The sequence below is a fragment of the Bartonella sp. CB10SXKL genome, from assembly GCF_042195515.1.
Lineage (GTDB): Bacteria > Pseudomonadota > Alphaproteobacteria > Rhizobiales > Rhizobiaceae > Bartonella.
Map to the genome: position 1 here is coordinate 1 of NZ_JBHION010000003.1, position 25,145 is coordinate 25,145.

At 37.5% G+C, this 25,145-nt stretch carries 26 protein-coding genes and 2 pseudogenes; 8 read left to right on the forward strand and 20 right to left on the reverse strand.

What is annotated here, in order from left to right:
* The 19 genes and pseudogenes from ACFIK3_RS02395 to ACFIK3_RS02485 form a co-directional block, all read right to left on the reverse strand.
* Positions 1–540 (reverse strand): annotated as a pseudogene (locus ACFIK3_RS02395) (hypothetical protein); the annotation flags it as partial.
* The gene (locus ACFIK3_RS02400; RefSeq protein ID WP_375676195.1) at positions 537–680 is read right to left on the reverse strand and encodes a TrwH protein; all 144 of its coding nucleotides are present in this window, start codon (positions 678–680) and stop codon (positions 537–539) included. The pseudogene ACFIK3_RS02395 and the gene ACFIK3_RS02400, both read right to left, overlap by 4 nt.
* Positions 681–925: 245 nt before the next feature.
* Complete coding sequence (locus ACFIK3_RS02405) at positions 926–1,771, reverse strand: type IV secretion system protein (RefSeq protein ID WP_375659756.1); 846 nt, start codon at positions 1,769–1,771, stop codon at positions 926–928.
* A 190-nt stretch (positions 1,772–1,961) separates the two neighbouring features.
* Positions 1,962–2,720 carry a type IV secretion system protein gene (locus ACFIK3_RS02410; protein WP_375676196.1) on the reverse strand — a complete coding sequence of 253 codons (759 nt, stop codon included), beginning with the start codon at positions 2,718–2,720 and terminating at the stop codon, positions 1,962–1,964.
* Positions 2,717–5,188 (reverse strand): VirB4 family type IV secretion/conjugal transfer ATPase, encoded by a 2,472-nt coding sequence (locus ACFIK3_RS02415; protein ID WP_375676197.1) that lies wholly within the window; start codon positions 5,186–5,188, stop codon positions 2,717–2,719. Before ACFIK3_RS02415 ends, ACFIK3_RS02410 begins: the two co-directional genes overlap by 4 nt.
* 2 nt (positions 5,189–5,190) lie before the next feature.
* A complete protein-coding gene (locus tag ACFIK3_RS02420; RefSeq protein ID WP_175869113.1) occupies positions 5,191–5,499 on the reverse strand; it encodes a type IV secretion system protein VirB3 in 309 nt (102 codons plus the stop codon).
* Between the two features lie 12 nt (positions 5,500–5,511).
* Positions 5,512–5,820: a conjugal transfer protein gene (locus ACFIK3_RS02425; RefSeq protein ID WP_375659922.1), complete on the reverse strand. Its 309-nt coding sequence runs from the start codon at positions 5,818–5,820 to the stop codon at positions 5,512–5,514.
* Between the two features lie 125 nt (positions 5,821–5,945).
* Positions 5,946–6,266 (reverse strand): VirB2 family type IV secretion system major pilin TrwL, encoded by a 321-nt coding sequence (gene trwL, locus ACFIK3_RS02430; protein ID WP_375676198.1) that lies wholly within the window; start codon positions 6,264–6,266, stop codon positions 5,946–5,948.
* A 127-nt stretch (positions 6,267–6,393) separates the two neighbouring features.
* A complete protein-coding gene (trwL, locus tag ACFIK3_RS02435; protein WP_375659920.1) occupies positions 6,394–6,702 on the reverse strand; it encodes a VirB2 family type IV secretion system major pilin TrwL in 309 nt (102 codons plus the stop codon).
* A 128-nt stretch (positions 6,703–6,830) separates the two neighbouring features.
* Positions 6,831–7,154 (reverse strand): VirB2 family type IV secretion system major pilin TrwL, encoded by a 324-nt coding sequence (trwL, locus tag ACFIK3_RS02440; protein ID WP_375676199.1) that lies wholly within the window; start codon positions 7,152–7,154, stop codon positions 6,831–6,833.
* 56 nt (positions 7,155–7,210) lie between these two features.
* Positions 7,211–7,528: a VirB2 family type IV secretion system major pilin TrwL gene (gene trwL, locus ACFIK3_RS02445; RefSeq protein ID WP_375659918.1), complete on the reverse strand. Its 318-nt coding sequence runs from the start codon at positions 7,526–7,528 to the stop codon at positions 7,211–7,213.
* A gap of 76 nt (positions 7,529–7,604) precedes the next feature.
* A complete protein-coding gene (trwL, locus tag ACFIK3_RS02450; protein WP_375659917.1) occupies positions 7,605–7,925 on the reverse strand; it encodes a VirB2 family type IV secretion system major pilin TrwL in 321 nt (106 codons plus the stop codon).
* A gap of 134 nt (positions 7,926–8,059) precedes the next feature.
* Positions 8,060–8,380 carry a VirB2 family type IV secretion system major pilin TrwL gene (gene trwL, locus ACFIK3_RS02455; RefSeq protein WP_375659916.1) on the reverse strand — a complete coding sequence of 107 codons (321 nt, stop codon included), beginning with the start codon at positions 8,378–8,380 and terminating at the stop codon, positions 8,060–8,062.
* 76 nt (positions 8,381–8,456) lie between these two features.
* Positions 8,457–8,768, reverse strand: coding sequence for a VirB2 family type IV secretion system major pilin TrwL (trwL, locus tag ACFIK3_RS02460; RefSeq protein WP_375663473.1), 312 nt, complete (start codon positions 8,766–8,768; stop codon positions 8,457–8,459).
* A 140-nt stretch (positions 8,769–8,908) separates the two neighbouring features.
* On the reverse strand, positions 8,909–9,220 hold the full coding sequence (gene trwL / locus ACFIK3_RS02465; RefSeq protein ID WP_375659914.1) for a VirB2 family type IV secretion system major pilin TrwL: 312 nt from the start codon (positions 9,218–9,220) through the stop codon (positions 8,909–8,911).
* 137 nt (positions 9,221–9,357) lie between these two features.
* A complete protein-coding gene (trwL, locus tag ACFIK3_RS02470; RefSeq protein ID WP_375659913.1) occupies positions 9,358–9,675 on the reverse strand; it encodes a VirB2 family type IV secretion system major pilin TrwL in 318 nt (105 codons plus the stop codon).
* Positions 9,638–9,937 (reverse strand): KorA family transcriptional regulator, encoded by a 300-nt coding sequence (gene korA, locus ACFIK3_RS02475; RefSeq protein ID WP_375630977.1) that lies wholly within the window; start codon positions 9,935–9,937, stop codon positions 9,638–9,640. Before korA ends, trwL (ACFIK3_RS02470) begins: the two co-directional genes overlap by 38 nt.
* Before the next feature lie 117 nt (positions 9,938–10,054).
* Complete coding sequence (locus ACFIK3_RS02480; RefSeq protein WP_375676200.1) at positions 10,055–10,684, reverse strand: TrwN protein; 630 nt, start codon at positions 10,682–10,684, stop codon at positions 10,055–10,057.
* Positions 10,684–11,298 carry a hypothetical protein gene (locus tag ACFIK3_RS02485; protein WP_375643237.1) on the reverse strand — a complete coding sequence of 205 codons (615 nt, stop codon included), beginning with the start codon at positions 11,296–11,298 and terminating at the stop codon, positions 10,684–10,686. Before ACFIK3_RS02485 ends, ACFIK3_RS02480 begins: the two co-directional genes overlap by 1 nt.
* Positions 11,299–11,426: 128 nt before the next feature.
* Between ACFIK3_RS02485 and ACFIK3_RS02490 the strand changes: the two genes are divergently transcribed.
* A complete protein-coding gene (locus ACFIK3_RS02490; RefSeq protein ID WP_015857007.1) occupies positions 11,427–11,714 on the forward strand; it encodes an H-NS family nucleoid-associated regulatory protein in 288 nt (95 codons plus the stop codon).
* Positions 11,715–13,287: 1,573 nt separating this feature from the next.
* Here the strand turns inward: ACFIK3_RS02490 and ACFIK3_RS02495 are convergent.
* Positions 13,288–14,565 carry a ubiquinone biosynthesis hydroxylase gene (locus tag ACFIK3_RS02495; protein ID WP_375658026.1) on the reverse strand — a complete coding sequence of 426 codons (1,278 nt, stop codon included), beginning with the start codon at positions 14,563–14,565 and terminating at the stop codon, positions 13,288–13,290.
* Between the two features lie 733 nt (positions 14,566–15,298).
* Between ACFIK3_RS02495 and ACFIK3_RS02500 the strand changes: the two genes are divergently transcribed.
* From ACFIK3_RS02500 to ACFIK3_RS02530, 7 genes and pseudogenes are all read left to right on the forward strand, one after another.
* Entirely contained in the window at positions 15,299–17,740 is a 2,442-nt protein-coding gene (locus tag ACFIK3_RS02500) for a DNA translocase FtsK 4TM domain-containing protein (protein WP_375643239.1), read from the forward strand.
* 723 nt (positions 17,741–18,463) lie between these two features.
* Positions 18,464–18,722, forward strand: a pseudogene (locus tag ACFIK3_RS02505) (DNA translocase FtsK); the annotation flags it as partial.
* A 121-nt stretch (positions 18,723–18,843) separates the two neighbouring features.
* Positions 18,844–19,452 (forward strand): outer-membrane lipoprotein carrier protein LolA, encoded by a 609-nt coding sequence (locus ACFIK3_RS02510; RefSeq protein WP_273790530.1) that lies wholly within the window; start codon positions 18,844–18,846, stop codon positions 19,450–19,452.
* 33 nt (positions 19,453–19,485) lie between these two features.
* A complete protein-coding gene (locus ACFIK3_RS02515; RefSeq protein ID WP_273790529.1) occupies positions 19,486–20,301 on the forward strand; it encodes an exodeoxyribonuclease III in 816 nt (271 codons plus the stop codon).
* 61 nt (positions 20,302–20,362) lie between these two features.
* Entirely contained in the window at positions 20,363–21,844 is a 1,482-nt protein-coding gene (locus ACFIK3_RS02520) for an efflux transporter outer membrane subunit (protein WP_273790528.1), read from the forward strand.
* The gene (locus tag ACFIK3_RS02525) at positions 21,841–23,067 is read left to right on the forward strand and encodes an efflux RND transporter periplasmic adaptor subunit (RefSeq protein ID WP_273790527.1); all 1,227 of its coding nucleotides are present in this window, start codon (positions 21,841–21,843) and stop codon (positions 23,065–23,067) included. Before ACFIK3_RS02520 ends, ACFIK3_RS02525 begins: the two co-directional genes overlap by 4 nt.
* A 3-nt stretch (positions 23,068–23,070) precedes the next feature.
* Positions 23,071–25,059, forward strand: coding sequence for a MacB family efflux pump subunit (locus tag ACFIK3_RS02530; RefSeq protein WP_375660673.1), 1,989 nt, complete (start codon positions 23,071–23,073; stop codon positions 25,057–25,059).
* The last annotated feature ends 86 nt before the right edge of the window (positions 25,060–25,145 follow it).

Below are 25,145 nucleotides of genomic sequence, written 5' to 3' on the forward strand. Positions count from 1 at the left end.
TTCCTCTAATACCTTTTGATATGATTCCCTTGAAAGCTTATCTTTCTTATAGAGCGATTCTGGTTCTTTGAGAAAAAAACTAGAAAATTCAATTTTTTTAGGTTCAGTTTTCTGATTCTTTGTTATAGCTTGATAGGCTTTTTCTATTTGTGAAACTTGTTTTTTTTTCAACTCAAGCTGTTTTGTTAAGAGCTCAATAATTTCTCCTTTTTTTAAAAGCTGAAGGATTTCCGAATATTCTGCTGATAGAGCAGGTTGTGGCGTTGAAGCAGGTTGTGGCGTTGAAGCAGGTTGTGGCGTTGAAGCAGGTCGCGACTTTTTAGGTGATTTTGGCTTTGTTTTACGTCTAACTTTAACATCTCTAGTGCGTGTTGAATCTGAAAAGCCATAATATGTAGTATATATTCGACCGTCTTTTGTTCGGTGGATTTCTTTGTTATTTCTATCATACTCCACATCTTTGCTATTTGCATATGCTGGAGCTAGATTCAGCATTCCCAAAAGGGTGATCATTCCTGTTATAATAAATCGCTTTTTCATCTGTCTCCTCGCTTGATTTCGGCATGGATTGTTTTATTAATAGGTACACGGTTCCTATTATTTGGCTGTTTTAGCTTTGGTGCTAATGCACAAGCCGATAAAATGTTTGCAATCAAAATTACAAGAATAATCGACTTCATTTTAATATAACTCTTTTTTATTGTTATATATATATCCTGATATTTGTTGTCATTATTATTATTTTGAACATAAAGTAAAGTGTATAGTTTGCGATAATTGATCTTTTCTTAATTTCATTTTTTAATTTATAAAAACAGCTCAATTTCAGTGCGAATATTTTTTACTGTAGGATTGGATATCCTTGTTATTTTGTCATATGGGTATTAAGGGCGTTTGTTACGGGAACCATTGCTTTTTATCTCATCTAGTTTCTATGTCTCCATAGATGTCCAAATGTAATGCCTTTTGCGAGAGAATTGGCAACGCTTGATAGTTTGAGTAACAGCATGATGGATATAATGGACAAGATGAGAGCTCCCCCAAACATGAAGCTTATATTCTGGTCGTAATCGAGTTTCATATCGCTCAAATAGTTTGCAAAGATATTCATCATCAGATTAAATACAGTGGCTAAGAGTAAAAAGAGGATTATATAATTGACGACTTGGATTATCCATTGCTCGAAAAGGCGATGAGTTGGTTGCCAGAGCAAAGCAACGATGAAGAGAGGTCCCCATCCTACGAGAAGTGTAATAGCGATTTTTGTCAGGAGCACGAGACCACCACCGATTGCGACTACGAGGCTTGTTGCCAACAAGATGATGATGCCTAAGAGACTGTAAAGCAGACCATTGCCTTCGAAGAAGACGGTTTCTTGGAAAAGACGTCCTGCATATTGAAATCCTTTGGTTGCTGTTGTGTCCAGTAATTTCATTAATTGTGTATTATCGAGTGGATTTGTTATGAGCGCTTTTGATAACTCATAGGGCATTTGTGTTATCAAACTCGCAATTTCATTTTGATAAAGTCCTGTGGTAAGAGCTATTGAAGTAATAATACTTATCCGTAGGAAACGATTTACAAATCCGGAGAGAGGCATATCTATAGCGCCCCGAATGATGAGCCAACCATAGATGATGAAAGCAATTGTGATACCGATTGAAACAAAGGGTGTAATTGTAGCTATTGTTTTTGAGGAAATATCCGTGACATATGTTTTTGTTATCTGATCAATTTTATTGAAAAGTTGCGTGAACACTGTAAAGTCCATGGAATTCCTCTTTAATGAATTTTCAACTTTTTATATGATTTTTAAGCATTTTTCGTTGATTTTTTTAGGATGGAATTAAATTTCATAGACCTTTTCAGTCTATGAGAAAGGACTGAATATTATACATTAACTTTTTCTTTTTTCGAGCATACAAGAAAAATAATACAACGAAATATTGTTACAAAAAGCTTTATCTAATAAATCTTATGGTAGGCATTTTCGTGTTTTTACTATTTAAAATTTTTATGTTATGTTTGTCCTTCTGCTGTTTGATAAGTGCATGTTCAGCGTTGCGTAAATGTGCGACCATTTGTAGTTTTGCTGTTTCATTTTGTAGCTTAGCGAGCATTCCAATTATATATGCTTGTAACTCAGCAATACTTTTTAGATCTTTTGTTGTCTTGATTTCATTTAATAGTTCTTCAATTTGCTGAAAACGATAGTTTGCTTCTTCAAAAGTCTTTAAACTTACGGCTTTATCAGTGATGGCTGCATATTGAATACGATCGTTGATAAAACTGCTAGATTCATGGATAGAAATAGGAATTTCTTCTTCTTTTAAAATCTTTTTAAGTGATGTAGATAGCGCTGAAGATTCATTTCTATTGTAGAGCGTTTCTGGATTTTTGAGAAAAAAACTGCTATGATCTGTTTGTGCACTTTTAAGTTTTTTAGTGTCGAGTTTTTGGCTTCCCGTTATAGATTCGTATATCTTTTTTGTTTCCTCAAGTTGTTTTTTTAGCATATCGAGAAGTTGGGCATCAGGTGGCGCTTTCTTTTGTTGTGGAGGTGTTTTCTTTGATCTTTTTGAACTCCCAAAAAAATTGGGCCACGTCGTTGGAATTGATGCCGACAAATCCGCTGCTCCAGCGCCAAAAACCCAGGCCATTGCTGGGTTTGAAATCCCTAAAGTTATTACAACTACTATTGAAATGACCTTTTTTTTCATGTTTCCCTCCTGTCATTTTTTGCGTGCTGTAAGAAAATTGGCAACCATATTGCTGGATCATCACCAACTTCCGCGATAATGCTTTCGGCTAATTCTGCGTTATCAGGTGTACCTGATAACACCAAGAGCTCGTCACTAAAGTCGTGTTCGATGGTTCTTCCATCGCGTGTCAGATGGAATTTACCAAGATTCAGTTCTGCAAGCGCAGATTGATCACCCTGCTTAATGAGGAATTGGCGACTAAACTCACCAAGTCCTTTAACGAGTTCAAATTCGCTATCTGTTAGTTTAAAGCCTTTTGTATAATCTTCATAGTTTGCTTTGGGGTTGGCTAGAAAAATGTAAGTTGCACACTGTTGAATGAGTGTTTTGGCAATATTACTTTCCAAGGCATCGCTAGGCTCTTGTGTTGCATAAACAAAAATACCATTTTGTTTACGGATAGTCTTTTGTTTATTTTTCGCTAAATCTTCAAAGTACGGATCTTGCAAAGGCTTCCAAAACTCATCAAAGATATACATAAATCGCTGTCCGCTAATCATGCCTTCTGTGCGGTAAAGCAAATACATCATCACTGGAGTGCGAGTTTCAAAATTATCTAAAAATTCCGTGATATCAAAGCCGTAAATTTGATGTGTTGAGAGATCAAGAGCATCATGGGGATTATCAAATAACCATCCATAATCACCACCTTCACACCATTTTAGTAAGCGAGCATGAACAGAAGGATGAGCATTATAATCACTTAAACGCGGATTTGGTAAAAATTGTACCAGAAAGGACAAACGACGGAGTGATTGGTCAATGTTACTGCTCATAACAGACATAACCGCTTTGTTAATTTCTTCCTCGTCGTGATGCGTGACCTCACCACCAGCTTCTGCCAATTTTTTAACAAATTGTTTCAGAAAAATAAGATTTTCTTGTGTGGGGGGGAGTTGGAAAGGATTGAAACCACTTCTCCTGCCTGGCTTGAATGTTAAATATTTTCCACCCATAGCCCGAATGGCAATTTCCATGCCACGATCTTTATCAAAAACAACAGTTGTCGGCTTAAATTTTTGTGCTTGTGCTAACAAAAAGCCGAGTAACACGGTTTTACCGGAACCAGATTGTCCGATAAGTGCGGTATTACCAAGTAAACGTTTATCTGTCGAGTCCTCTTCAAGTTTGGAGGCATGAAAATTGAAATAAAGCGGTGTTTTACTGGTTGTTTTAAGAATTGTGACAGCTGGTCCCCATGGGTTGCCAGTGGGTTTTCCTGACATAAAATTATGAAAAGATGAAAATGATAAAAAGTTCAATGATGTAATCGGAGCAGGACGTGGTCTCCATTTCCAATTGCCAGGAAGTTGTGCCCAATAGCCAGCTTCTATCGCTAAGTCTACAGGTTTGGGCAGTACCGCAACGTCTAGTAATGCTGCACTCGCTTTGGCCATATGGTCGCGTACTTGTTGAATTGTATCACCATAGATAGTCAATGTGCAGTGATGTTCTCCCATGACAAAATGCCCACTGATAAGCTGGTTTAGTGCTTCGTCAATTTGTTCAATTTGGCTCGTTGCTACATCTCGTGCATCAATAAGATTACGCTGATGCCGTTGTAAATAGTCTTTAGCAGCATGTCGAGAGAGTACTGAAAAGCTCTGCGTCAATACGAACTCGAAGTCACTTTCCAACAAAACATTTAATTGTCCTGGTTTGGTTGTTGCATCATATTCTTTAATTTCCAGCATTCCAAATCGACGCATTCCACTGGTTGTTCGCAGTTCACCAAGAGCACCCCATTTTGAGAAAAAAGGTCGATTGATAGACATATAGTCGGAAAAACGATCATGGCAAATTGGCATAGGGCGATATTCACCATTGACAAGCATTCCAAGGAATTCAAGTGCAGAAGAATAAACATGCCCATTTTTTTCATAAGCACCAAGAAGTTCTGCACCGTAACGGTTTAAAGATTGGCCTAAAGTACGGTTGATGTCATTGAGTTCTTTGATACATGTGTCTTGTCGCATCTTTTTTTGATCAAGCGTTTCACGTTCATGTTTAGAAAAGAACGACATAATTTTATCCGCTATCGGTTGAAAAATGACAGTCAGATATAAATCATTGACCATCAAATTATAACCAGTAAAGCTTTGCCGATATTTTTCATCAAGTTGATAGCAAAACATTTGATCAAATGTTGAATCGGGATATTCATAAACACGACGGCGCACAATATGCGTCCAAAATGATAAATTGGCTGATGCAAGACCCCGTAGAGTATTGTTAAGCTCTTTTATCCATTGAAAAATATCTTCTTCTGAAGCGCTTTGATGCGAACGCCCATCAATTTTCCAAATTGACAAATATTCCGCACTTTTAGTAGAAATAATCGTATCTGTAATATGATGTGAATAAGGCAGAAACAGGCTTACAGGTGTCTCTGATGCAAGGCGTTTGCTGCTTTCAACAGCTGTCATGTTTATCTCCTTTTACTATAATCAGAGGGACTATAACTTGATGCGCCCCAAAAACCTTTATTGCGATTGCGAAACTTAGTATCGATCCATAACCACCAAATACGAAACGCCTTATCATCGTTTTTAGTAATTTGCACCATAATGAACCATAATGGAGGTGCCATAATCCACAAAAAGATACTTACTGTCATAGCAATAACAGCGACCCCCATAACCATAACGATAAATGGCATCATGGGGACACCCCATATCGTTGGAACACGTGTTGCTCCCTTGAATAGGGGGAATTCTTTTTTTTCTTGCGATTTCATGGAATGTCCTCGTCACTGGAGGTGAAATAATATGTGGCTAATATAAAAAGCTGCACCAGCAATAATGACACTGAATGCCCATCGCATAAATGTAGCTCTTGCGATGATGCGAAATATATAAATAAGCAAAAGTAATAAAAGAATGACAGCAGCAACGATAGGAATAATTATACTTAATCCATATTGCATCCCTATAAAAACATCTAAACTCTTTGTTTCCGTCTGAGCATATGTAGATTGAGTTATTAATAACATAATCGAAGTGATAAAAATAGCACTAACCTTACATATTTTTGATTGAAGCGTATTTAAGTGTTTCATATCTTTTATCCCCTTTTAATTAAAGTTGCTATAAATAATATTCCTTTTTTCGTAGTATGAGCGACATTATTACTGGTACAAATCTATAATCAACGAACATTAAAAACATTACGTATTATACTAATTTATGCATTACCTGTAAATAGCAGTTTAGCAAGTTGGGTTGCAGAACCTGCGATGACAACACCGATTGCCCATCGTATAAATGTATCCCTTTCAATGTAGCGCCCTGCATAACCAATTGCTAAGCACAGAAGTATAACAGCAGCAGCAACAGGAATAATGCTATCAATAAGATCTTTTTGTAGAGCCTTTAGAGCCTTTTCAGCAGGACCTAATTTTGCATTTGCATATGCAGACTGTGTTATAAAAAATGTAATTATAGCTGTAGAAATTACTATGATTCTGTTGTTATTTTGTGTTTGGACATTAATTAATTTTCGCATATCTTACTTTCATTAAATTTTTATGAATAATTTATACTTTTTAACATAAACAAATTAGTATATTTATATGTTACAATTAGCAAATATAAACGCTTACTTTAAAGACATTATGTATTATACAAGCTTATTATTTACCTGTAAATAACAGTGTAGAAAGTTGTGTTGCTGAACCAGCGATGACAACGCCGATTGCCCAACGTATAAACGTGTCCTTTCCGATGTAGCGCCCTGCATAAGCAATTGCTAAACACAAAAGTATAACAGCAGCTGCAATAGGGATAATATTAGTAGTAAGATCCGTTTGCAGAGCTTTTAAAGCATCTTCAGCTTTTAGTTTTGCATTCGCAGGATGTGCTATAAAAAATGCACTTATAGATGCAGAAATTGCTATGATTCTGTTGTTGTTTTTTGATTTGAAATTACTGAATTGTTTCATATTATACTCTTAATTAATGATCTTATTAATACTTTATATTTATTATTGTAAAGCATATGGTATTTTTACATGTTTATAATTATTATATATAACCCATTAATTATAAATACATTACATGTTATATAAACTTACACTTGCCCCGTGAATAGCAGTTTAGCAAGTTGTGTTGCTGATCCAGCGATGACAACGCCGATTGCCCATCGTATAAATGTATCCTTTCCGATGTAGCGCCCTGCATAGAGAATGGCTAAGCATAAAAGTATAACAGCAGCAGCAATAGGGATAATATTAGTAGTAAGATCTTTTTGGAGTTCTTCTAAAGCCTTTTTTGCAGGAGCTAAACCTTGTGCTTGGGCCCATACGGGATGTATCGTAAAAAATACAATTATAGCTGCAGAAAGTGTGATGATTTTGTTATTGTTCTTTGATTGGAAATTAGTTAGTTTTTGCATATTTCTCTCATTAAAATTTTAAATAACATTTTGTATCATAGTGGTCATCTTTAATTTTAATTAACCGTACCTGTGAATAACAGTTTAGCAAGCTGGGTTGCTGAGCCTGCGATAACAACACCAATTGCCCATCGTACAAATGTATCTTTTCCGATGTAGCGTCCCGCATAACCAATTGCTAAGCACAAAAGTATAACAGCAGCAGCAATAGGGATAATATTAGTAGTAAGATCTTTTTGTAGAGCTGTTAAAGCCTTGTTCGCAGGTTCTATTGCTGCACATGCAGGATTGCTCATAAAAAATATAGTTAAAGCTGTAGAGGTTTTAGTAGCTTTATTCCAAATTATTGTTTGAGGAGTTTTTAATTGTTTCATATTGTTTATTCCAATTTAGATCTTTCTTTAGAATAAAAAGAAGTTTTATAATACATGACTTTAATAGTCATTCTCATTACGCGCCTTTGAATAACAAATTGGCAAGTTCAGCTGCTGAACCAGCGATAACAACACCAATTGCCCAGCGTACAAAAGTATCTTTTCCGATGTAGCGCCCTGCATAACCAATTGCTAAGCACAAGAGGATAACGGCAGCAGCAAGAGGGATAATTGTTTTTAAATCTGTTTGGAGCGCTTTTAAAGCTGTGTCTGCAGGAGTTAATGCTACTGCTGCTTGAGCATACACAGGATTGGCCATAAAAAATATAGTTAAAGCTACAGAAATTTTAGTAGTTTTATTTCTAATTATTGTTTGAAGAGTATTTGATTGTTTCATATTGTTTATTCCAATTTAGATTACAGTTGGTATAATAATCTTTTTTTTTCGATATAATTTTTATTGTACTAAATAAAAACACAAAATCTAAGTTTCTTTTTATTATATAAACATTTCTTATTTAATAAGATTTATCAGGCAGATTTAAACAATAAATTAGCAAGCTCAGCTGCTGAACCAGCGATAACGACACCAATTGCCCAGCGTACAAACGTATCCTTTCCGATGTAGCGTCCTGCATAACCAATTGCTAAGCACAAGAGGATAACGGCAGCGGCGATAGGGATAATCGTCTTCAAGTCTGTTTGGAGCGCTTTTAAAGCTGTGTCTGCAGGAGTTAATGCTGCTGCTGCTTGAGCATACACAGGATTGGCCATAAAAAATACAGTTAAAGCTGCAGAGGTTTTAGTAATTTTATTTCGAATTATTGTTTGAAGAATTTTTGATTGTTTCATACTGTTTATCTCAATTTAGATTTCTCTTTAGAATAAAAAGACATTTTATACTGCATGACTTTAATAGTTATTTTCATTACTTACCTGTGAACAACAGCGTAGCAAGTTGGGTTGCTGAACCAGCGATAACGACCCCGATTGCCCACCGTACAAATGTATCTTTTCCGATGTAGCGCCCTGCATAACCAATTGCTAAGCACAAAAGTATCACAGCAGCAGCAATAGGGATAAGTAGCTTTAAGTCATCTCGGAGTTTTTCTAAAGCATCTTTTGCAGTTGTTAATTGTTGAGCATATACAGGATTAGCCATAAAAAATACAGTTAAAGCTGCAGAGATTGCCGTAATTTTATTATTATCGTTCAATTGAAAATTGATTAATTTTTTCATATTGTTCAACCTTATCACATTGTATTAGGCGTAAGTAGTTTTTCCATAAAATTAAGGAATAATTTTATTGATGTGCAATAAAAGTATTAAAGTCTAAAATTCTTTTTTCACGAATAAACATTTCGTATTTAATATATTTATCAGTTCGGTTTAAATAATAAACCAGCAAGTTCAGCTGCTGAACCAGCGATAACGACACCAATTGCCCACCGTACAAATGTGTCTTTTCCGATGTAGCGCCCTGCATAACCAATTGCTAAGCACAAAAGTATCACAGCAGCAGCAATAGGGATAAGTAGCTTTAAGTCATCTCGGAGTTTTTCTAAAGCACCTTTTGCAGTTGTTAATTGTTGAGCATATACAGGATTGGCCATAAAAAATACAGTTAAAGCTGCAGAGACTTTAGTAGTTTTATTTCTAATTATTGTTTGAAGGGTATTTGATTGTTTCATATTGTTTATCTCAATTTAGATTACAGTTAGTATAAATAAACTCTTTTTTCGATATAGTTTTTATTGTGCTAAATAAAAATACAGAAATCTAAGTTTCTTATTTCATGAAAGAAACATTTTATGTTTAAATAGATTTATCAGTTGGATTTAAATAATAAATTGGCAAGTTCAGCTGCTGAACCAGCGATAACAACACCGATTGCCCACCGTATAAATGTGTCTTTTCCGATGTAGCGCCCTGCATAACCAATTGCTAAGCACAAAAGTATAACGGCAGCAGCGATAGGGATAATCGTTTTTAAATCTGTTTGAAGTCCCTCTAAAGCCTTTTTTGCAGGATCTAAACCTGCTGCTTGGGTATATGCGGGATTGGTCATAAAAAATACGGTTAAAGCTGCAGAAAATGCAGCAATTTTATTACGAGCTGTTGTGTGAAGAATATTTAATTGTTTCATGTCCTTTATCCTGATTAAGATTAAAACTCCCACAAATGACCCCTCGTTCATGAAGAAACTTAAAAAGATATTTTGGATCAGCCCAAGTTCTTAGTTTTCCTCTTTGTGTAAGTAACGTATATTTATTTGGCTTTCCGGTGATTGGATCGTCAGAAATAAACGTGAAATACCATTCTCTTTCTGAAAGCATCACGACTGTAATCTCACGTGCTGCTTTTTGACTAAATGCTATATCAACGCTGTTTTGTTCTATCATTTTCATTATCTTTGCCCTCAATTAGAAGAGATTTTGTTCAATCTTACTAATTAGAGCTTTAACATTTTCTTATCTACCCTTCATTATAATATCCTATCAAATTTCTGGAGTTTCGTGAAAATATCAGTCCTCACTCTGCGATCTTCTCGATGAAGAAAAATCTTCAGCTGAAAAAGCATCGCGGGCGCTACTTTCTTTATGTGTAAATGCATCTTCTTCTCCTTTTGAAGAGAGAGAAAGAGAATCTACTTTAGTTGTCTGTTCTGGTTCTTCTTTTTTAAGCTTTACAGGCTCCTGCAAGTCTTCATTTCCTCGTACAGCAGCTTTTACTCCAACATATGAAGTAATTTTTTGCATACGGGTGTGGCTTGAGTTTTCTGTATTGTAAAAATTCAGCACAGACTGCAAAGTCGCTTTTTCAAAGACGCACTTTGATGTTGTTTGTTCATAGCAGTAAGTTAAAGCGCTTTGTGCAGCTGTAAGATTTCTGCAAAAATCAAATGCATCAAAAAGAGAAAACAATTTCACATTTCCAACACCAATTTGCCCTAAAATTATGTTAAAATTATGTTCACTCTGTTCAGCTGTTGCGATTGTTTCCTTAAGCTGAGATGATTGATAGAACAAGTTATCTTTATCATCTATTACATAGACATTGTCCCGCGCTTCTTGTTTGGCGATAACTGAAAATGCTATGGGGGGCGTATTGGATATGTATGCAGCAGCAAAAAATGTGAAAGCTGGAACAATCATTAGCAATACACCTTATTACGAAGAATTTTATTAATACAAATGCTAATTCTTTGTGGTGCTTTTTCTCGTTGTCTTTTGATTTTATAAATTTGCAGAATGAGATTGTTTAGCTTAGAATATTCCTTGTGATTATTGCTTTGTTCTCTTCTAAGAAGATTTCTAATATATGCGAATATCCAACCAACGAGATAAAAGTGTTGAATAAAATAGAGCACATTACGCCAACCAATATTATTGGAATCACGAAAAAAGGCGCTGCTTTTAAAAAATAATAATCTTTGATACTGTATTGAAGCTGCTTGTTTTATATAATTCTCTAGTTGCAAAAATTTTTTCAAAAAAAATTTATACGAAGTAAAAAGCCGTTGTGTGTAAGGGGAGGTTTTACTGTTATAATGAACTACACTATCATTATACAGAGAGGGCTTGTTCTTTGTTGCGTATTGCCATAATTTATAGAGTGACGATTTATATTTACTTTTGACTACTGATTCATGAGAGTCAGAGAGGTGTGATGGTGTTTGAGCACTGCATTTAGTAGTTCCAGTAATTGAACTGAAAAAAGATGCAGTGGTGGTAGTTGATATACCAATAAACAGTTCTTTGTGGCTCAAAGCACATCTCCGTCAAAGTGATATATGTATCGTAATTTTAATTTCGATAATAAATGGACAGAAATTGTCTATAATTGTGTTTAAAATATGGCAAAAAGAAATTCTTTTTTGCAAGGGGAGTAATTAAGGTGAATGATCTCAAGAATATGAATTTTGATGAACTACAAGAGATGCGTACACAAATCGATGTGGAATTAAAAAAACGGCAAGCAAAGGAAAAGCAAAATGCGCGACGAAAAATTCTTGAAATTGCTAATGCCCATGGAATTGATATCGCTGATCTTGTGAGCAAAGAGCGCCATTATAGAAATCCCAATAACCAATGGGAATTATGGAATGGGCGTGGACGTAGACCTAAGTGGATTAAAGAGTGGTTGGAGAATGGGTATACACTTGATGAACTCGAAGTAACGTAACACGTGTGCGATATTTACAAGATAAGGGAATACTAAGGAATGTAAATGCAAGAAGTATGCTCTTTTGGGTAATTTGATTGTATAAACATACTGAACAAATATATTAAAGTATTGAGTTACCAAATACAACAATAGGGAGCGTGAACAATTTATTTAAATGCAAAAGGTCTTGTTGTCATAATCTGGCAAGCATAATGATGATGCCAGGTTGAAATATTGTAATTGCTTTTGGCATTTGAGAGAGGGGGGTATTTTACTTCTTTTTATCGTTTCATTAACGTTGTTCTTTTTAGTCTATGTAAATAAAGAGTTTTATTGATTATTTACAAAAATGGTCGAAATGAGAATAATTTATTGCATAGGGATTTTAACTCAATATGTAAAATGATAATTTTATCAATTAATATGTTAATAAATTAGCATACTTATATTTTTGAAATACTGTTCTGTAGAACAAGCCTGATGTTATAGATTTTGTTTGGGCTTTTTTCTGTAAGATTATATATGAGGCATTTACTTTATTTATCGTTAGTTGAGATGAGTGAGTGTGTAGAAAATGGAAAATTTCTATGGCTGTTATGGGTTTTATAGAATTTATGACATATTTCTGAGCGTTTGTGATTAAAATTCATTTCTGAGCGTTTATGAATAATGAATAAAGAGTGTATTTGAAAATAAAAGGATTGGATCATTTCTATTGCGGTTTATCTTCTTTTATGGTGTGAAATAGGGGGGGTATGCAGGTTTACAATTGTGTGTGATGGTATAGAGTGCGGAATACTTTGTTATATATCAGAATATTTTTTTCTAAAATCGTGTGGTATTCCACAATAAGTTGTTAGATGGTTAGTCTGAGAAACAGAATGCCCCAAATGGAATACATTTGTGTTTCCAATTTACGCGCTTTTTTAAAAGAAAAGTTTTTCAATGCAACTAAGCTTATTTTATGGCGCTTCTCGTGAATAGTATTAATGTAAAAGTTCCTATGATCATATAAAATCCATTGTACACACCATTTTTACTTCAATAAAAAGTATAAGCCGGCGTCCTTATACACTTTACTCGCCTCCAATATTGCTAAAGTCCTTAGTTCTTGAGAGAGGGAGGCTTTTGTCGCTTTGTTTAATTGTTTTTATTTATACGACACTTTCGCTTGTGATGTGCAAGCGAATGATTTTGATTGCTTCAACATGAGAGAGATTTGAAATAAGGGTATTTTATGATCTTTAGATTTCTCACTCAATATGAGAACAATGAACTTATTATTATAAATAAAAGTGTTGTGTGCTAAAAAGTCTTGTTTATTTTATTATGCCGTGAAATGGCTTCTTTTAAAGTGTGGTGATATAAAGCAACAACCTCTTTGAGACATTAAACGTTTTTTTCAGTGCGTAGTGAATATTCTCATAATGTAGCTTGCTTGTCGAGTCTTATGTTGAGTGAAATATGGGAGGAGGAAGTCAAGAGAAAATTACTCGACAGGAATCCGGCTTGTAAACAGATTGGATGAGATAGGAATTTTTTGTTCTTTGAAGGAGGAAGGCAAAGGTTGTAAAATAGTATGAATTTTTTCTTAAAGTGGGAAGCCGTGTAGAAGACGTGGGGCATTTGGAGTGAGTCCGGCAGCCTCTTGAATGAAGTATTTTTTTATTTTTGGCGCTTGATTAATGATTCCAAGGCCGGTATCGCGGAGCATCCGTAAAAGAAGGCTATCATTAGAAAAGAGTTTATTAAGCCAATCATTGCTTAAAGCCATACGGACAATTTCAAAACGTCTCCAGCTTTGATAGCGCTCTAAAGCCGTGAGGGAGCCAATGTCAAGACCTAGTCGTGCTGTTTCAATAATTACTTCAGCGAGGGCAGCGCTATCGCGTAATCCTAAATTGAGTCCTTGTCCTGCAATGGGGTGGATGGTATGGGCGGCATCGCCAACGAGAGCAAAACGTGGTTTAACGCATTGACGTGTTAAAGAAAGACTCAAAGGAAAAGCTTGACGTTCGCCATCCCAAGAGAGTTTGCCTAACCGATGGCCAATGCGTCTTTCGAGTTCTGTTTCAAAAATAAGTGCATCAGCTTTGAGATAATATTGCGCAGTTTTATGATCTTCATTCCACACAATGGCGGATCGGTTGCCTTTGAGAGGGAGAAGAGCAAAAGGACCGGCAGGTAAAAAATGTTGAATTGCTTGACCATTATGGGGTTTTTCATGTTCAACTGTGCAGATGATTGCTGTTTGTTTATAGGGATGAGAAAAATTTTTCAGACCAGCTTTTTGGCGTAATTTCGAATGGGCTCCGTCAGCTGCAATAAGCAATTTTGTTTGCCAAACCTCTTCATTATTTAAAGTGACGGTTGTATGTTGGTGTTCTTGATGAAAATCAATGACACGCGTGTTTGTAATAACAGGGATATTGAGATCTTTGACACGTTTTTTTAAAGTGTTGATGAGTTCTCTATGCTCTACCATAGCAGCAAAGGGCTCACCGGGGGTAATGTCGCCTTCAAAGGTTAAAAGGGTGGGTTTGACAGGATCACTAGTGCTTGCATCTGTGATGATCATTGAATGAATGGGTTGCGCATAGGGTTTTATAGGTTCCCAACATTGTAATTGTTTTAACATACGAATAGAAGCAGCAGCAAGGGCAATGGTTCGTATGTTAGAAGCAGGGGTATCTCCTTGTGGAGCAGCATCAACGATTTTTATTTTCAGAGTAGGGGCTGTTTGCTTGAGTGCTATCGCTAGGGTTAAACCGACAGCTGCCCCCCCTGCAATGAGCAGATCACATTGTTTAGTTTTATGAGATTTAATTTTTTTATTGGGTTGTACGTCTTTATTGCGATTAGAACACACAATACTTCTTCCATTGTTTATAGTTTGCTTTCTTTTAAAAAGAATATCTTTTTACATTGCCTAAAATATCTTAACTTTTACTTTTCTCTCTGCTTTACAAAAACGAGGTTTCTTTTTGGCGCCAATCTGATGACAGATTGGTTTTTCAGAGTTTTTCTGCTTAATCATTTATGTGATTCATCTTACAGATTTATCGGATAAGCTTTTTTGAATATCTTCTTCAATTCTTTTTACACTTGGTTGATAAAAAAGAAAACTAAAAATAAACAAAGATGGTCATGTATTTTTTAAGTTGTGTGAGTTACTTCAGTATGCCTGTCCTGAAGGGGGACATTTCGTTAGTATGATAGATAAAAAATTGTGTTCATTCGTGATGGTTAAAACAGTATTCATATTTTGCCGTTATCATGATGTAGCGTAAAAAACATCTTCTGTTTAGGAAGGTGTCTATAGCACCCATGTAACACTTTACACATGAGGTGTTTTTTGGTTGATCGTGTGATAAATATTCAGGGAGAGCTTTTTATGCGCCTTATGAAGGATTGTCTCTTAGGGTGGTGGTATATGAATGATATGAAGTGGTTAGAAGGTAGAACGCGCTAGATAAGAAGTCGGATTGTTTACAGGCTATTTGTTTACAAATCGGCACAGAGTTTAAGCTTCATCCTTTTTTAAGAGAGAGAGGGAGTTATAACTCTTTAAAATATGAAATTTTTGTATTTGGAATTGATAGATGCACCGAAGTTCTTCTCCTTATGATTCATTAGAAGTGCGAAATTCTCAAGGTTCGCGTCTTATTGAGATGTTTTTACGTCAGATAGGGGTATTTATTGGGCTTGGGCTTTTGGGCTTTATTATTTTTTGTGTGTTTGCTTTGGCGACGTGGAATGTTGCGGATCCATCTTTAACCCATGCAAGTACAAATGAGGTTACAAACCTTATGGGGTGGATGGGGGCAATTTTTTCAGATTTTATTATGCAGTTTTTTGGCTTGGCAAGTCTTTCTGTTTTGTTGCCACCGTTATTTTGGTCTTTTCTCTTGTTGGCGCAAAAGAATATCTACAATTTGACTTTGCGCTTTTTTTTATGGGTGCTATCAACGATTTGTTTTTTAATTGCTTTTGCCCTTATGTCACCTGTTGCTTCTTTTACTTATTGGCCATTGCCAATGGGATTGGGAGGGGTTTTAGGAGATAAAGTTTTAAGTGTTGCTTCTTCAGTCTTTCCTCTTTTTCTTTCTCCTCCTTACACGGTGTTTTTCAGTGTTGTTTTTATTCTTTTAGGTTTTTTCACCGCTGCTTTTGCTGGTAATGTGATATGGCGGCGTCGAACAAAGAAAAGGAAAGAAAAAAGCATTCCAAAAGACGAAATCGTTAATCCAGTCTTTGAGTTGGAAGAAGATACGGAATATGCCGCAGAGGAGGATCGTGAAAATCATGGTTTTTTTGCGACAACTTGTGGCGCTCTTTTGCATCTTTTTTATTTTTTACAAGCGCGTTTTTTTCGTTTATTCTGTTTCAAAAGGCGTTTTCAGAGTAAAGGGCAAGGAAAGCCATTTGATCGGATTGAGCCAACTTTTTTGGGTGAAAAAGTAAAGTGTGAGAAAAATCAAAATAAAGCCTATGTTTCTCCTGTTAAAAATCGAAAGTCTTTAACAGCTTCTTCAAATGGTGGTTTTGTTCTTCCTCTTGTAGATTATCTTTCGGTTCCACCACCGTCTGTTAGGGATGCAAAACTTTCTCCTGCTGTTTTAAGAGCAAATTCTCAGGAACTTGAAGGGGTTTTGTTAGATTTTGGGGTCAAAGGAAAAATTATAGATGCTTGTCCTGGACCGGTAGTAACTTTGTATGAATTTGAACCGGCTGCAGGTATTAAGTCTTCCCGTATCATTGGTTTGGCAGATGATATTGCACGCTCGATGCGTGCGATTTCGGCGCGTGTTGCGGTGGTTCCAGGACGTAATGTTATTGGAATAGAATTGCCTAATGCAAAGCGTGAGATGGTTTATTTACGAGAAATGTTGCAGGCGCAAGAATTTATTGACAGCAAAGCAAAGCTAGGACTTGCTTTGGGTAAGACAATCGGAGGAGAAGCTGTTGTTGCAGATTTAGCAAAAATGCCCCATCTTTTGGTTGCTGGTACAACAGGATCAGGAAAGTCTGTTGCTATTAATACAATGATTTTATCATTGCTTTATCGTATGACACCCGAACAATGTCGTCTCATTATGGTGGACCCGAAAATGCTTGAGCTTTCGGTTTATGATGGCATTCCCCATTTATTAACACCCGTGGTGACAGATCCTAAAAAAGCCGTGATTGCTTTAAAGTGGGCTGTTCGTGAAATGGAAGAGCGCTATAGTAAAATGTCAAAACTAGGCGTTCGTAATATTGATGGGTTTAATGCACGTCTTAGGGAAGCTGCAAGTCAGGGAGAGACAATGGTGCGGACAATTCAAGTTGGATTTGATCGCGAGACCGGTGAGCCTCTTTATGAAACGGAAACACTTGATTTTAGTCCTATGCCCTATATTGTTGTCATTATTGATGAAATGGCTGATTTGATGATGGTTGCTGGGAAAGATATTGAAGGAGCGGTTCAACGTTTAGCACAAATGGCACGTGCTGCCGGTATCCATGTAATTATGGCGACACAGCGTCCTTCCGTCGATGTTATTACTGGGACGATCAAAGCCAATTTTCCTACACGCATTTCTTTTTCTGTGAGTTCCAAAATTGATAGCCGAACAATTTTAGGCGAACAGGGGGCCGAGCAATTATTGGGACAAGGAGATATGCTCTTTATGATGGGAGGAGGACGTATTCAGCGTGTGCATGGGCCTTTTGTTGCGGATGATGAAGTGGAGCAGGTTGTTGCGCATCTCAAAGAGCAAGCACGACCTGATTATTTAGAAACAATTACGCAAGAAGTTGAAGAGGATGGTGCTGATGTTTCTTTGTCTTCTCCTTCAGAAGATGATCCCTATAGTCAAGCTGTTGCTATTGTGCTTCGTGATCGTAAGGCTTCAACCTCTTATATTCAACGCCGTTTAGGCATTGGTTATAACCGCGCTGCGACATTGATTGAGAGGATGGAAGAAGAAGGTATCATTAGTCCAGCAAATCACGCAGGGAAACGAGAAATTTTAGTGCCGGCTGAAGAAGAACGCTTTTGAAAAATATTTATAGTTGTTTTTTATAATACCTTGTAAAACAAGTGTTTATCCTATTGTATCGTAGAAAGTCTGCATTTTCATATACCAGCTCTCAATTTGCGATAGCTCCTTGGTACTTGAGACTCCTTATAAGGGGATTCTTTATCTTATATAACTTTTATCCATACACCAACCTTGCTTGTAACGTGCAAGCAAATGATTTGAATTGATTCAATATGAGAGAGTATGTGATGAGAGAATCTTATTGTATTTGGCGTTATGATTTAAGTTAAAAAGATAAATTATTATAAATCAATATCTTGGTATAAAATAATGTCATTGCGAGTGTAGAGGGGGGTAAAAGCATGTAAGGTTTGGTATTTAAGTGTCTTTTTAAGTGCGCTCTAAATATTTAGGGCAAGGCTGATCTGTCGAGTCTTAATATAAATGAATTATATGGGGTGGGAAGCTAAGTGAAATTTGCTAAACTCCAAACTGTTTACAGAGTGGTTCGGATGGAGATTTTTATTCTTTTGGGTGGGAAGGAAGTCAAAAAAGCATTTTTGACACTTAAAAGAGCTTTCAGGTTCGCGAGTAATATGTTTAGTCCTTAATCCATTATGTATTGACTATAATTTATGTTGCTTCATAGATTAGGGGTGGGAAAGAATATATTATGCGTTTAGAAAATCAGCAGAAAAGCAGGAAAATTTGATGATTTCGGAAACATAAACGCAGACTGGTTATTTGGAAACGATACCGAAAGAGATCGCAAGAAATAAAGAGGGATGTTTCTTTAGCAGATGATTCCTATTGTCAAGCCGTTTCTATTGTGCTTCGTGATCGTAAGGCTTCAACTTCTTATATTCAATGTCGTTTAGGCATTGGTTATAACTGTGCTGCAACATTGATTGAAAGGATGGAAGAAGAAGGCATCATTAGTCCAGTAAATGATATGGGTAAGCAAAAAGTTTTGGAGGCTGTCGAAGAAGAGTACTCTTGAAAATCTTTTGATAGTTTTTTCAAACGATATCTTTATCTTATAAAGATAGGTATTTATTCATCGTTGATCACTTAAGTTATGAATTATAAAGTTAATTAAGTATTGCTTGGGAGCATTTTTTATGAAAACGTCTTTTTTACCGCAAAGAAGAATCTTTGGGTTGGTGGGAATTATTATCTTTTGGTGTTTAACTTTTCCTGTTTTTTCGCAAGTATCTAATAAAGTGATAAAGGCGCAAAATGTTGTGAATCACTTTGCGGCAATCAAAACAATGACAGGTGATTTTATTCAGTTTAGTCCAAAGGGAAAAATGTCTCAGGGGACATTTTATTTAGAGCGTCCAGGGAAAATTCGTTTCATTTACAAAAAAATGCCTTTACAAATTATTGCAGATGGCCAATTTGTGGGTATTAACAATCGGGCTTTGAATACTTGGAACTTTTCACAACTTTCGCAAACGCCAATGAAGTTTTTGTTGGATGATAAAATTGATGTATCTTCTGGGCGCTTGTTGGCATTTCGCGAAGATCCAGGGGCTGTGACGATTGTTCTGCGTGATAAAACGATTGGGGCAGGGCAAATAAGGATGGTTTTTGATTCTAAAGGCTCTGCTTTGCGGCAGTGGACAATTGTTGACCAACAAAATTTGGAAACTACTGTGCAGGTTATGAATGTGCGGACAGACGTCCGGTTCGCTAATGGGATGTTCACGCTTCCTTCGAAGAAATGAAGAAAGAGTGTTACGTTATTTGGATTAAAACAAATGTTCTTTCGTATTGCGACTTGGAATATTAATTCTATTCGTTTGCGTCTTGCACAGGTTTTTCAGTATTTGGAACTCTTTTCCGCAGATGTTTTGTGTCTACAGGAAACAAAATGTCCAGATGCTTTATTTCCAGTGGAGGCTTTTGAAGCAGCGGGTTATAAGCATATCGCATTGAGTGGACAAAAATCTTATAACGGGGTGGCTATTGTTTCTCGTTTGCCTTTTAAAAAGGTAGAAAAACGTTTTTTTTGTCAAAACCAAGATTGCCGGTATATCTCAGTTATTGTGGAAGCCCATGGGAGAAGCTTGCGGATTCATAATTTTTATGTTCCTGCTGGGGGAGATATCCCTGATGCTGATGTGAATGAAAAATTTCGTCATAAGCTTGATTTTTTAGAAGAAATGTCTTCCATTCGTGCGGATCACGGCGATGGTCTTTCTTCTCTTTTGGTGGGAGATTTAAATATTGCTCCTTTGGCAGAGGATGTTTGGTCTCATCAGCAATTGTTGAAGGTTGTAAGCCATACTCCCATTGAAACCGAGCGTTTACAGGATTTGTGTTGTCAAGGTGGATGGGTTGATCTGATGCGGTTGCATATTCCTGTTCCTACCAAGCTTTACACATGGTGGAGTTATCGTGCTCGCGATTGGGCATTTACCGATTATGGGCGGCGGCTTGATCATGTTTGGTCTTCTCAAGATTTAGCACCTTTTGTTGTAGATCTTTCTATTTTTCGTGATGCGCGCGGATGGGAACGTCCTTCAGATCATATTCCTGTGCAAACTGTATTTGATTTTTCACGTCAAGTTTGAAATAAGAGGTAAATAAAGTATTAATATTCAATAATGATTCTGAAAGAATGCGGGAGACTGGATGTATATCAGAAATCTCAAATGGGGCGCTTCTCGTGGATTATTTTCTAGTGTCTTGTTGTGTTTGCTTTTGTCAGGATGTATGGTTGGTCCTAATTACCAGAAAACATCTTTTCGTGTTCCAGCAGTTTGGGGAGAAAAATCTGCACAGACTGCAGGGCAGTCCGTTGCGCTTGCCGGATGGTGGCGGCATTTGAATGACCCTGTTCTAGATGCGTTAATGGATTATGCTATTTCTGGAAATAATAATGTTGCTGTTGCCAAAGCTCGGGTACGTGAGGCGCGTGCGGGTTTAGGGCAGGTTGTGGGAACTCTTTTGCCAAATGTGTCCAATTCAATTTCAGGAACCCGTAGTCGTTCTGGACAGTCTGATGCATTGTTAAACCAGTATAGTAGTGGTTTTGATGCAAGCTGGGAGCTGGATTTTTTTGGTGGGCATAAACGTGCGGTTGAAGCAGCGCGTTATGGCCTTGATGCGGCTGTGGAAGATATGCGTGCTACCATGGTGACATTACTAGGAGATGTGGCAACAAATTATGTGCAAATGCGTGGTTGGCAACAAAAGTTGTTTATTGTGCGGCAAATTGCTGTCTCACAACGTAAAACCTATGAACTGATGCGCGCTAGATTAACAGCTGGTGATGTCTCTGAGCTTGATGTTTCAAATGCGCAAGCGCAAATGGCAAATACAGAGGCAGATATATCACAGATGGAAGCGAATGTAGCAATGAGCGTTCATCGCCTCTCTGTCTTAACTGGTCGTGTGCCTACGGCATTGAAGGATCTTTTACAAAAAAATGCTAAGCATGCAAAGATTCCACAACCACGCTGGCCGATACCAGCAGGAATTCCAGCTGATATTTTGTTAACACGTCCGGATTTACGACGGGCAGAGCGTCAATATGCGCAAGCGACAGCACGGATTGGTCAACGTGAAGCAGATCGTTATCCATCACTTACTTTAACAGGTAATATTTCAACAGCAGCAACGGCAATTGATCAATTATGGAAAAATTCAACGATTGGCTGGTCTTTTGGACCTGGTCTTCGTTTTCCTCTTTTTAATGGAGGTCAGGTCGAGGCTTCTATTGCGGTAGCGCGCGCGCAGCGTGATCAAGCTTTTATTACTTATCGAGCTGCTGTGTTGGAAGCTTTAGAAGATGTAGAAAATGCGCTTGTAAGATTAACGAAGGAACATCAACGCTTAGAAAAGCTAATCGTTGCGAATAAAGCTTCTCTTCATTCCTTAAAACTTTCACGGAGCCTTTTTGAGAATGGAAATACTAGTTTTCTTGAATTGTTAAATGCTGATCGCTCTTATTATTCTGCACAAATGGCGCTTAAAGATAGCCGTGTTTCTTTGGTTACGCAATATATCACGTTGATGAAAGCATTGGGGGGAGGCTGGGATGGCGTTGTTGATGTATCGCGTCCAGAAGTCGTTGATAATGCACCTCGTTCGCGTGCAAAGGTAGGGAAATGAAAAAAAACTTACTCAAAAATTTCATTACAAAACATAAAAAACTTTCCTTCTTTTTAACTGCTATATTTCTCATTCTCTTGTTGTTATGGTTACGTTCTGTTTTTTTTGGAACATCTACTCCAACTTATATAACAGCGGTGGTGAAGCGTGGGGATATTGAGGAAAGTGTTTTAGCTTCTGGTCTTGTACGTCCTTACCGGTTGGTGGCTGTTGGTGCGCGTGCAACAGGGCGTGTGGTGTCAATGCGTGTTTCCCCTGGGAGTGTTGTGAAAGAAGGCGATCTCTTGGCAGAAATTGATCCTACAGATCAGGAAAATGATTTAAAAAGAAAAAAAGCAGCATTATCGCATTATTATGCGAATTTGGTAGAACAAGAAGCCTATCTTTCTCTTGCACAGAAAAATTTAGAGCGTCAGAAAAAAATGATCGAAACACGTGCGATTTCACGGGCGAACCTCGATGAGGCTGCGACACAGGTGAAAATACGCGAGGCGCAAATTGAACAACTTCGTCAGCAGATTGTGCAAGCACAAATTGATGTGGAGAGTGCAGAGGTTAATTTAGGTTATACACGCATCACTGCCCCTTCAGCGGGAACGGTTTTGGCAACAGTTGTGGAAGAAGGGCAGAATGTGAATGCGGTTCAGTCGGCGCCAACAATTGTTATTTTGGGTGATTTATCAAAGATGACGATCAAGGCGCAAATCTCAGAAGCAGATATTCTTAAAGTCCGAGCTGGACAACCACTTTATTTTACAGTTTTAGGTAATTCACAGCGTCGTTATGAAGGCGTTTTAGAAAAAGTAGAGCCGGCTCCTGAAGCAATTCGTGCTGATGTGAGTATTAATCCTGGTATGGTGAGTGGTTCTAGTGCTTTAATATCATCGGCTATCTATTACAATGGAATTCTACATGTTGATAATGCGGACAATTTTTTGCGAACCTATATGACTGCTCAAGTTCATATTATCTTAGGGCGTGCGCAGAATGTCTTGTTGGTTCCAAGTGATGCTTTACGCGATGAGACAAGAGAGCGTAAAGCATGGGTTTCTGTTTTGGTGGGGGAAAATAAGGTGGTTACTAAACAGGTGAGTGTTGGGTTGAATAATAAGGTTATGGCAGAGATTATTTCAGGACTTAACGAGGGTGATGTCGTCATCACCAGTTCGTCTGATGGAGTGATGCCAGAGTCTTCTAACATGCATAGCGAAGACGAGAGTTAAAGCATGAGCACAAATCAAGCAGATGCTGTCTTCGTCTTGGAAAATATTGTGCGCAAATTTCCTGCGGGCGAAACGTTTGTTACCGTTTTGAAAAACATCAATCTTACCATTAAACGTGGTGAAATGGTGGCAATTGTAGGTGCTTCCGGTTCAGGTAAATCTACCTTGATGAATATTTTAGGCTGTCTTGATCGTCCAACTTCTGGCCGTTATTGGATCTCTGGTAAAGAAACAGCTTCTCTTTCTGCGGATGAATTGTCGGCTTTACGACGTAATCATTTTGGTTTTATTTTTCAGCGCTACCATTTGTTGAATGAATTGACAGCTCTTGGTAATGTTGAAATTCCGGCTATTTATGCGGGATGTGCCGTGGAAGCAAGAAAAAAGCGTGCACAGGATCTTTTAACGCGTTTGGGCATGGGTGATCGGATAAATCATCGTCCAAATCAGCTTTCCGGTGGTCAGCAACAACGTGTTTCTATTGCTCGGGCGCTCATGAATAATGCGGAGGTCATTCTTGCAGATGAACCAACTGGTGCATTGGACAAAAAGAGTGGGCAAGAAGTATTGCATATTTTGGATGAACTTCATCAAGAAGGGCGTACTATTATCATTGTAACCCATGATATGCAGGTGGCTGAAAGAGCAGAGCGTATTATCGAAATCAGTGATGGGGAAATTATTGCTGATAAGCGGTCAAGGGTTGCAAAAACAAAAGTTGGTAGAAAATCTCTTCAGGAACAACAAAATCTAAAAGGCCAACAAAAACTGGGCTTTTTTCGTTCTTTTTTTGAGCGATTCCGTGAGGCGTTTGTGATGGCTCTGTTGGCAATGAATGCACATCGTATGCGGACTTTTCTAACAATGCTTGGGGTGATTATCGGTATTGGGGCGATTATTGCTATGGTGGCTTTAGGGAATGGTACACGAGAGAAAATTCTGGAAAATTTTAAAAGTTTGGGTACTAATACATTAACCATTTTTCCTGGTAAAAGTTTTTCTGATCCACAAGCAGAAAAAATAACCAGTTTGGTTGAAGCTGATGCAGAAGCCTTGTCTGGATTACCTTATGTTTCTGGTGTAACACCACAGATTTCAGCAAGCTCGAAAGTGCGTTTTGGTGCAGTTGAAGTCAATGCCGTCATTGCGGGGGTGGGAGAACAATTTTTTCAGACACAGGGGCTCAAAGTTTTCAAAGGACAGTTTTTTGATCAAAAAAGTGTCCTTGATCGGGCGGTTGATCTCGTGATCGAGAAAGAAGCATTGTCTGTTCTTTTCCCCCATAGCTATGAAAGCCCCCTTGGAAAGGTGGTGCATGTGGGGAATGTTCCAGCGCGTATTATTGGTGTTGTTGATTCGCAAAATAATGCAAGTGGAGATACATCAAATACGTTACAGCTTTATTTGCCCTATACAACAGTGCAGACACGTTTTCTTGGCACAACAGAAGTTCGTGCAATTACTGTTAGAATTGCTGATGATATTGATTCACATTTAGCGGAGACCATGATAAAACGTTTTCTCATTATGCGGCATGGTGGGGAGGACTTTTTCATTAGAAATTCTGAATTCTTCCGTGAACGTGTTATGGAGAGTACAAATATTTTAACACTTTTAATTTCTTCAATTGCAGCTATTTCCCTGATTGTGGGGGGTATTGGGGTGATGAATATTATGTTGGTCACTGTTTCTGAGCGGATCAATGAAATCGGCGTGCGTATGGCAGTTGGTGCACGGCAAAGTGATATTTTACAGCAATTTCTCATTGAAGCGATTTTGGTTTGTGTGATTGGTGGTGGTTTGGGGATCTTGCTTGGGCTTTCTATCGGTGGCTTATTTCTTCTGTTTAAGGCGCCTATCCATTTGGTTTATACTATTGAATCGATCATTATGTCTCTTACTTTTTCAACACTCATTGGAATATGTTTTGGCTTTTCTCCAGCGCGGCAAGCTTCACGGCTTGACCCTGTTGTCGCTCTTTCACGCGATTAAGCTTTATCAATTGGGTCATGTTTGTTCGTGATGCTTTCCACTTGGATGAAGCGTTTATGAAGCGAAACATGAATGGGAAAAGTTTG

What these genes read in the sequence shown, in the direction of transcription:
- ACFIK3_RS02400 (WP_375676195.1), bottom strand. Translation starts at nt 680, where the DNA reads ATGAAGTCGATTATTCTTGTAATTTTGATTGCAAACATTTTATCGGCT.
- ACFIK3_RS02405 (WP_375659756.1), bottom strand. Translation starts at nt 1,771, where the DNA reads ATGGACTTTACAGTGTTCACGCAACTTTTCAATAAAATTGATCAGATA.
- ACFIK3_RS02410 (WP_375676196.1), bottom strand. Translation starts at nt 2,720, where the DNA reads ATGAAAAAAAAGGTCATTTCAATAGTAGTTGTAATAACTTTAGGGATT.
- ACFIK3_RS02415 (WP_375676197.1), bottom strand. Translation starts at nt 5,188, where the DNA reads ATGACAGCTGTTGAAAGCAGCAAACGCCTTGCATCAGAGACACCTGTA.
- ACFIK3_RS02420 (WP_175869113.1), bottom strand. Translation starts at nt 5,499, where the DNA reads ATGAAATCGCAAGAAAAAAAAGAATTCCCCCTATTCAAGGGAGCAACA.
- ACFIK3_RS02425 (WP_375659922.1), bottom strand. Translation starts at nt 5,820, where the DNA reads ATGAAACACTTAAATACGCTTCAATCAAAAATATGTAAGGTTAGTGCT.
- trwL (WP_375676198.1), bottom strand. Translation starts at nt 6,266, where the DNA reads ATGCGAAAATTAATTAATGTCCAAACACAAAATAACAACAGAATCATA.
- trwL (WP_375659920.1), bottom strand. Translation starts at nt 6,702, where the DNA reads ATGAAACAATTCAGTAATTTCAAATCAAAAAACAACAACAGAATCATA.
- trwL (WP_375676199.1), bottom strand. Translation starts at nt 7,154, where the DNA reads ATGCAAAAACTAACTAATTTCCAATCAAAGAACAATAACAAAATCATC.
- trwL (WP_375659918.1), bottom strand. Translation starts at nt 7,528, where the DNA reads ATGAAACAATTAAAAACTCCTCAAACAATAATTTGGAATAAAGCTACT.
- trwL (WP_375659917.1), bottom strand. Translation starts at nt 7,925, where the DNA reads ATGAAACAATCAAATACTCTTCAAACAATAATTAGAAATAAAACTACT.
- trwL (WP_375659916.1), bottom strand. Translation starts at nt 8,380, where the DNA reads ATGAAACAATCAAAAATTCTTCAAACAATAATTCGAAATAAAATTACT.
- trwL (WP_375663473.1), bottom strand. Translation starts at nt 8,768, where the DNA reads ATGAAAAAATTAATCAATTTTCAATTGAACGATAATAATAAAATTACG.
- trwL (WP_375659914.1), bottom strand. Translation starts at nt 9,220, where the DNA reads ATGAAACAATCAAATACCCTTCAAACAATAATTAGAAATAAAACTACT.
- trwL (WP_375659913.1), bottom strand. Translation starts at nt 9,675, where the DNA reads ATGAAACAATTAAATATTCTTCACACAACAGCTCGTAATAAAATTGCT.
- korA (WP_375630977.1), bottom strand. Translation starts at nt 9,937, where the DNA reads ATGAAAATGATAGAACAAAACAGCGTTGATATAGCATTTAGTCAAAAA.
- ACFIK3_RS02480 (WP_375676200.1), bottom strand. Translation starts at nt 10,684, where the DNA reads ATGATTGTTCCAGCTTTCACATTTTTTGCTGCTGCATACATATCCAAT.
- ACFIK3_RS02500 (WP_375643239.1), top strand. Translation starts at nt 15,299, where the DNA reads ATGCACCGAAGTTCTTCTCCTTATGATTCATTAGAAGTGCGAAATTCT.
- ACFIK3_RS02510 (WP_273790530.1), top strand. Translation starts at nt 18,844, where the DNA reads ATGAAAACGTCTTTTTTACCGCAAAGAAGAATCTTTGGGTTGGTGGGA.
- ACFIK3_RS02515 (WP_273790529.1), top strand. Translation starts at nt 19,486, where the DNA reads ATGTTCTTTCGTATTGCGACTTGGAATATTAATTCTATTCGTTTGCGT.
- ACFIK3_RS02520 (WP_273790528.1), top strand. Translation starts at nt 20,363, where the DNA reads ATGTATATCAGAAATCTCAAATGGGGCGCTTCTCGTGGATTATTTTCT.
- ACFIK3_RS02525 (WP_273790527.1), top strand. Translation starts at nt 21,841, where the DNA reads ATGAAAAAAAACTTACTCAAAAATTTCATTACAAAACATAAAAAACTT.
- ACFIK3_RS02530 (WP_375660673.1), top strand. Translation starts at nt 23,071, where the DNA reads ATGAGCACAAATCAAGCAGATGCTGTCTTCGTCTTGGAAAATATTGTG.